The organism is Nevskiales bacterium (assembly GCA_035574475.1).
Taxonomy (GTDB): Bacteria; Pseudomonadota; Gammaproteobacteria; order Nevskiales; family DATLYR01; genus DATLYR01.
Genome location: DATLYR010000183.1, coordinates 1 through 7,467, shown reverse-complemented (window position 1 = coordinate 7,467; position 7,467 = coordinate 1). Strand labels below are relative to the sequence as shown.

Genomic DNA, 7,467 nt, shown 5'->3' with positions numbered 1-7,467 from the left:
CAGTTCCCAGCGTCGATCGATCTTCACCGGTTCGCCATTGCCGCGATTGGCGACCTGCACGCGCAGCTCGCCGACGCCGTAGTTCTCGTCCGCGGACAGCGGCAGCTTCAGCGTGCGACGCTCGCCCTTCGCCAGCGTGAGGCTCTGCGCGCCGGCGGCGGACAGCGGCCCCTGGCTGGAGAGTTTGACATCCAGTGCCTGTGCCGCGCCGCTGAGATTGGTCAGATCCAGCGTCAGCTGTGTGCGGTCGCCGGGCGCGAGGAAGCGCGGCGTGGCGATTTCCGCCACCACCGGCGCCGCCACCACGACCTCGGTCTCGGCCGCGCCGAAGCGGTCGGCGCTGTAGGCCAGCGCCATCAGGCGCAGTGTGCCGTTGAAGTCCGGGATGTCGAGCGCCACCCGCGCGCTGCCGTCGGCGCCGACCTGCACCGGCCCGCTGAACAGCGACACGATCTGCACCTCGGCCTTGCCCAGCTTGCTGCGGTCGGCGCTGACGTCCTCGTCGCCGCCGAAGCGCAGGCCCGCGCGCCGGCCGTCCAGGGTCTCGATCACCTTGCCGTAGAGGTCGTACAGGTCCACGCCGAAGCGGCGCTGCTGGAAAAAGAACTTGAACGGGTCCGGGGTTTCGAAGCGCGTGATGTTGAGCACGCCCACGTCCACCGCGGCCAGGGTGACGTAGGCGGCCTGGCCTTTCAGCTCGGGCAGCTTCACCTCGACCGCCAGCGGCTGCTGCGGGCGCATCTTCGCCGCGGCGGCCAGCTGCGGCTTGAGCTGGCGCTCGTCGCGCGCCAGCGGCAGGTGGACCAGGCCGACCGCGCGGTTGGGCGTGATGCGCTGCGCGGCGTCGCCGGGCCGCAGCACGATGACGTTGATGTAGATGTCGTGCCGGTCCCAGTTCTTGCCCACCGGAATTTTGAGCGTGCGGCCTTCCGCCGGCACGTTGACGCGGTCGCGCCACAGGGTCTGCTCCGCGGTTTCGACCAGCACCTGCGCGCTACCGGCATGTGGCGGCAGGATCTCGAGCTTGAGCGTGTCGCCCGGCCGGTAGCGCGGTCGGTCGAGCTTGAGCAGCACACGGTCGGGCCCGGTCTGGTCCTCGCGCGCCCCCCAGCCGGCGTAGAAGCGGTAGCGCGCGGTGCGCTGCGTCTGCGGGTCGTAGATCTCGAGCCGGTAGCGGCCATGCTCGACCGGCACCGCCAGCTTGGCCGGCCGGTCGGACTCTATGGCCAGGCTGCCGCTCCAGGCCTTGAAGTTCTGCTCGCTGTACTGCTCGCTCCAGCCGCTCTCCTCGCTGTAGGTCCAGTAGTACTCGCGCTCCTCGCGGATCAGCTTCGCCAGCAGGCCCTGGCCCGCGAGCGTACGGCCGTCGGCGCGCGCCCTGACGATCTCGAACTCGGCGCGGCCGTCGCCCGGTGCAGTGTCGTCGGCAAACAGCGGGCGGATGCCGACCAGCGCCTCGGCCGGCCAGACGTAGCGCACCAGGCTGCGCACCACCGGCCGGCCGCCGGTCTCGAACAGGTTCACGGTCAGGCGCGCGGCCTGCGGCGAATTGAGCGCCTCCTCGCCGAGCGCGATCTGGACTTCGGCGCGCCCCTGCGCGTCGAGCTTGAGTTCCGGCAGTTCCTCGCGGCGACGCTCGCCGGCCTCGGTCACGTCGCCGAAATGGAAGTCCTTGAGCTGCGGCAGCGGATGCGGCTCGGGGCGCAGGTTGAGCACGCCAGTGACGCGGTTGCCGGCCGCTGGCGCGCCGTACAGATAGTCGCCCTGGATACTGACGCGCCAGGCCTCGCCCGGCTTGAGCACCGCCTGCGGCGAGTCGAGCGCGAGTTTCATGCGCTCCGGCAGGAAATCCTCGACCTTGAACGGATACTCGCCGGCCGGCTGCCGGCTGGCCGGGTCGGTGTAGACCTGCAGGCGCCACTGCCCCACCGGCGCGTCGGCCGGAATCTCGAACTGCGTCTGGTAATAGCCGAGCGCCTGCGGCGCCAGCGTCAGGCTGCGGAGGGTCTTGCCGTCCGGCCGCGCCAGTTTCGCCAGCAGCGGCTGCTCTTTGACCGCGCGGCCGTCGTGGTCGCGCAGCAACAGGCCGATGTCCACCGGCTCGCCCGGCCGGTACAGGTCGCGCGGGCTGTAGATGAAGACCTCGAGCGGATGCGCGGAAGGGCCGGCGGCGTTGAAGCCGGACAGGTCCAGCGCCGGCTGGTTGAAGGCCAGCAGCGCCAGGTCCTTGCCCTGGCGCGCGACCAGGATCTGGTCGGACTTGAACGCGGTGTCGAACACGGCGTGGCCGTGGCGGTCGGTTTCCGCCTCCAGCAGGCGCTTGCCCTTGGCGTCGCGCAGCTCCAGTTCGACATCGTCCAGCGGCTGGCCATCGGCCAGCGAGGCGGCATAGACCTCGATCCGCTGCGCATAGCGGCGCGCCTGCAGACCGATGTCGCTGACGAAGAAATAGGCGGTTTCGTACTCGTAACCGAAATGCCCGGGGCGGCTCATGACCGCGATGTACAGCCCCGGCTCGCGCAGCGCCTTGAGGTCCTGCACCGGGATCTGCGTGACGGTGCGCGCATTGCGCTCCCCGCGGATCGTGAAGCGGCCGTAATAGGCGCTCTCGGTATAGCGCGCCATGTCCTCGAGCGTCTCGGCGTGCGTGCGCGGCTGCCAGTAGTAATGGTTGAGGAACTGCGCCAGCGACTCGTCCTTCACGCGCAGGAATTCGATCGCCACCTCGTCCACGTTGACGGTGACGATCGGCAGCCCTTCCGTCACGCGCCGCGGCAGCACCGCACCCTGCGAGGCGAAGCCGTAGGCGGGGCTGATGCGGCTGGTGGTGAGGTCGAAGACCGCGTCGGCCCCCAGCCTGCGGCCGGCGGCATCCGGCAGCTCGCCGCGGATGCGCACCTGGTAGGCGACTTCCGGCTCGATGTCGGTGAAGTACAGCGCGCGCCGGTCCTCGGCCATCACCCAGCCGCCGCCCACCGTCGCGGCGTCTGCGCCGCTGTGCACGCTCAGGTAGCGATCGTAGCTGCGGTTGGATTTCAGCTCTGCATTGAACAGCACCGCCAGCGCCGGGCGGCCGTCCAGGCTGCGCTCGGACACATCCACCACCGCGAAGGCCTCGCCCGCGGTCTCCTCTGCCGGTCCCGGCCCGAGGCCGCGCAGATGCCAGATCCCGTAGGCGCCAGCCAGCAGCGCCAGCGGCAGCAGCAGCATGAGCAGACGGCGGGGCTTCATCCTGAAATCTCCGGCAGGGTTGTGCACAGGGCGCGCAAGGGTGGCGCCATTCCAGTCTAGCCGACTTGCGACCGGGTACGGACCGGGCGATTTATGAATCCGTTAATCCGCATGAACGGATTGACAGCCCCCGGCCGCCATGGGATGCTGCGCCACCCGCGACCCCGTCATGGAGGACTCATGTTCAAGACCCGCGTCACGTCCGTAATCGCCCACAACCTCGGCTTTCCGCGCATCGGCGCGCAGCGCGAGCTCAAGCGCGCGCTCGAGGACTACTGGAGCGGCCGGCTGGACCGCAGCGCACTGCTGCGCTGCGGCGCAAACCTGCGCGCGCAGCACTGGCAGCTGCAGCAGCAGGCCGGCCTGGATCTGATTCCAGTCGGCGACTTCTCGTACTACGACCATGTGCTCGACACCAGCGTGCTGCTCGGCGCCGTGCCGGAACGCTTCGGCTGGGACGGCGGCGCGGTCGATCTGGACACCTATTTCCGCATGGCGCGCGGGTGCGCGCCGAGCGGCGCGGATGCACCGGCGTGCGAAATGACCAAGTGGTTCGATACCAACTATCACTACCTCGTACCGGAACTGCGCCCCGGCCAGCGCTTCGCCCTGTCCTCGTCCCGGCTGTTCGACGAGGTCGCCGAGGCGCAGGCGCTGGGCCTGAATGCCAAGCCCGTGCTGCTCGGTCCGCTGTCCTGGCTATGGCTGGGCAAGGCCAGGGCCGAGGGTTTCGACCGGCTGCGCCTGCTGCCCGCCCTGTTGCCGGTGTACGCGCAGGTGCTGGCGCGGCTCAAGGCGCAGAGCGTGGACTGGGTACAGATGGACGAGCCCATCCTCGCGCTGGATCTGCCGAGCGAGTGGCGGACCGGCTTCCACACCGCCTATAACAGGCTCGCAGCCGACGGCCCACGGCTGCTGCTGGCGAGCTACTTCGGTGCGATCACGTCGATGCTCGATACGGTCGTGGCCCTGCCGGTGGCGGGCCTGCATGTGGATCTGGCGCGTGCGCCCGAACAGCTGCCGGCCGTGCACGCGGCCTGGCCGCAGGCCCGCGTGCTGTCGGTCGGCGTGATCGACGGACGCAACGTCTGGCGCGCCGACCTGGAGCAGCAACTGGCCCGACTGGAGCCGCTGCACGCCGAGCGCGGCGGGCGGCTGTGGCTGGCGCCTTCCTGCTCGCTGCTGCACCTGCCCGTGGACCTCGCCCAGGAGACTGCGCTGCCACGCGAGCTGTGGAACAGTCTGGCCTTTGCGGTACAGAAGCTGGACGAGGTGGTGACCCTGCGGCGTGCGCTCGCCGAGGGTCGGGCGTCGGTCCGCACCGTGCTGGAAGCCAGCACGGCGGCGGCCCGCGCGCGGGCCCTGTCGCGTCGCGTCCACAATCCGGCGGTCAAGGCTCGTGTCGCCGCCATCGGCCCGGAGCTGACGCAGCGCGGCAGTCCTTATGCCGTGCGCGCCGCCCGGCAGCAGGCTGCGCTGGCGCTGCCGCTCTTTCCCACCACCACCATCGGATCCTTTCCGCAGACCGCGGCAATCCGGCAGACACGCGCGGCGTGGAAGGCGGGCCGCATCGGCGACGACGAGTACGAACGCCGCATGCGCGAGGAGATCGCGCAGGCGGTTCAGCGGCAGGAGGAACTCGGCCTCGACGTGCTGGTGCACGGCGAGCCCGAGCGCGGCGACATGGTCGAGTATTTCGGCGAACGGCTGGAAGGCTTTGCCTTCACGCAGCACGGCTGGGTGCAGAGTTACGGCTCACGTTGCGTGAAACCGCCGATCCTGTACGGCGACGTGTCGCGGCCGGCACCGCTGACCGTGTCCTGGGCGCGCTACGCGCAGTCGCTCACCGCGCGGCCGATGAAAGGCATGCTGACCGGCCCGGTCACCATGCTGCAGTGGTCCTTCGTGCGCGACGACCAGCCGCGTGCCGACACCTGCCGCCAGATCGCCCTGGCCTTGCGCGACGAGGTGCGTGACCTGGAGGCGGCAGGCATCCGCGTGATCCAGATCGACGAACCGGCCTTCCGCGAGGGCCTGCCGCTGCGCCGCAGCGAGTGGCCGGACTATCTCGACTGGGCTGTGGAGTGCTTCCGCCTCACCGCCGGCGGGGTGCGCGACGAAACCCAGATCCACACCCACATGTGCTATTCCGAGTTCAATGACATCATCGCCGCCATCGCGGCGCTGGACGCGGATGTCATCACTATCGAGACCGCCCGCTCGCAGATGGAGCTGCTCGAGGCCTTCCGCGATTACGCCTACCCCAATGCGATCGGCCCCGGCGTGTATGACATCCACTCACCGCGTATTCCGACGGTCGCGGAGATGCGCGCGCTGCTGGAAGCGGCGCGGCGCCATATCCCGGACGCGCGCCTGTGGGTCAATCCGGACTGCGGCCTGAAAACCCGTAACTGGCCGGAGGTGACGGCGGCGCTGCACAATATGGTCGAGGCGGCGCGCCAGCTGCGCGCTGCGAGCACCCGAGGTTGCGCCGATGCAGCTGATCCTGTTCCGTCACGGCATCGCGCTGGAGCCGGATGAAGCGGCCGCCGCGGGTATTCGCGAGCATGAGCGCCCGCTCACGCCGCAGGGCATCGCCCGCACGCGCGACTCGGTGGAGGGCTTGCGCACACTGGTGGACGCGGTGCAGCTGATCGCGCACAGCCCTCTCACGCGCGCGCGCCAGACCGCGGACCTGCTGGCCGAGGCCTATCCGTCCGCACGTCGCGCGGAAACCCGCGCGCTGAAACCGGGCACGGCGCCAGAAACCCTGGCGCAGTTCGTGGCCCAGCGCGCGCGACGCGAGGCGGTCGAACCGCTGGTGCTGGTCGGCCACGAACCGGACCTCGGCCAATGGGCGGCCTGGGCTCTGACCGGGCGGTCACAGACCTTGTTCGGGCTCAAGAAGGCTGGCGCCTGCCTGCTCGAATTCGAGGATCGGCCGGAAACGTCCAAGGCACGGCTGCTGTGGCTGCTGACCGCCGGCCAGCTGCGCAAGCTCGGCTAGGGCGGATCTGATAAACGTCACCCCGGCGAAGGTCGGGGTCCAGAGCCTTGAGAGTCGCTGGATTCCGGCTTTCGCCGGAATGACGAAGAGAATTGACAGAGGTTCCCTAGTTTTTCGTCTTGCCCCAGACTTTTTCCAGCGTCCGGTCGCGGCCGCAGCCGCTGCGGTAGTAACGGTAGCGCAGCGGGTTCTTGTTGTAGTAGTCCTGGTGGTAGTCCTCGGCTGGGTAGAACGCGGTGAGTGGGATGATCTCAGTCACCACCGGCTTATGCAGCCGGCCGGACTGCTGCAGGCGCCGGCGGGACTCCTCGGCCATGCGCTGCTGCGCCGTGTCGTGCGCGAAGATGGCGCTGCGGTACTGCGAACCGCGGTCGCAGAACTGGCCGCCGGCATCGGTCGGGTCGATCGTGCGCCAGAAGTGCTCCAGCAGCTGCGCGTAGCTGATCTTCTGCGGGTCGTAGATCACGCGCACCGTCTCGACGTGGCCGGTGCCCCCGCCGGAGACCTGCTCGTAGCTCGGGTTGGCCACGTGCCCGCCGCTGTAGCCGGATTGCGCGGCGATCACGCCCGGCAGCTTCTCGAAGTCGGCCTCCGTGCACCAGAAACAGCCGCCGGCGAAGGTCGCCGCGGCCTGGCCGGGCCCGGCCTCGAGCGCGCGCGGACTCGCCGCGCCGGCAAGCAGCGGCATGACGGCCAGCAGCCACAGCAGCGCGCGCATGCTCAGCCGCGCAGCGCAGGCAACGCCTGCCCTTCGGGCACGAACTCCAGCGCCAGGCCGTTGTTGCAGTAGCGCAGACCGGTCGGCGGCGGGCCGTCCTCGAACACATGGCCCTGGTGCCCGCCGCAGCGCCGGCAGTGGTATTCGGTGCGCTCGACCCACAGTGTGTGGTCGGGCCGCGTGCCGATGCAGTCCGGCAACGGCTGCCAGAAGCTCGGCCAGCCGGTGCCGCTGTCGTATTTGGTCTTGGAACTGAACAGCGGCAGGAAGCAGGCGGCGCAGATAAAGGTACCGGCGCGCTTCTCGTGGTTGAGCGGACTGCTGCCGGGGCGCTCGGTGCCGGCCTCGAACAGGACGTGGAACTGCTCCGGACGCAGCAGCGGGCGCCAATACGCGGCCGGGTGACCGAGCTCGCCGAGCCCGGGTGCCGGCGCGGCGCGGCTGCAGGCCGGCAGCCACGGCAGGCTGGCCAGGGCGGCCAGGCGTAAGGCGAAATCGCGACGGTTCATGA

The 7,467-nt window shown here is 69.8% G+C and carries 4 protein-coding genes and 1 pseudogene; 2 read left to right on the top strand and 3 right to left on the bottom strand.

Annotated elements, in window-relative coordinates; translation table 11 throughout:
• Positions 1–3,231: MG2 domain-containing protein (locus VNJ47_11030; protein ID HXG29362.1), on the bottom strand; the 3,231-nt coding region annotated here is incomplete at its 3' end.
• A 180-nt stretch (positions 3,232–3,411) separates the two neighbouring features.
• On the opposite strand from VNJ47_11030, the pseudogene metE reads away from it, so the two are divergent.
• Positions 3,412–5,700, top strand: a pseudogene (metE, locus tag VNJ47_11025) (5-methyltetrahydropteroyltriglutamate--homocysteine S-methyltransferase).
• 25 nt (positions 5,701–5,725) lie between these two features.
• The gene (locus VNJ47_11020) at positions 5,726–6,238 is read left to right on the top strand and encodes a histidine phosphatase family protein (protein ID HXG29361.1); all 513 of its coding nucleotides are present in this window, start codon (positions 5,726–5,728) and stop codon (positions 6,236–6,238) included.
• Positions 6,239–6,344: 106 nt separating this feature from the next.
• Here the strand turns inward: VNJ47_11020 and msrA are convergent, their stop codons facing one another.
• Both msrA and msrB read right to left on the bottom strand, forming a co-directional pair.
• Positions 6,345–6,956, bottom strand: a complete 612-nt coding sequence (gene msrA / locus VNJ47_11015; protein HXG29360.1) for a peptide-methionine (S)-S-oxide reductase MsrA — start codon at positions 6,954–6,956, stop codon at positions 6,345–6,347.
• A gap of 2 nt (positions 6,957–6,958) precedes the next feature.
• The coding region (gene msrB / locus VNJ47_11010; protein ID HXG29359.1) for a peptide-methionine (R)-S-oxide reductase MsrB at positions 6,959–7,467 on the bottom strand (509 nt) is incomplete at its 5' end.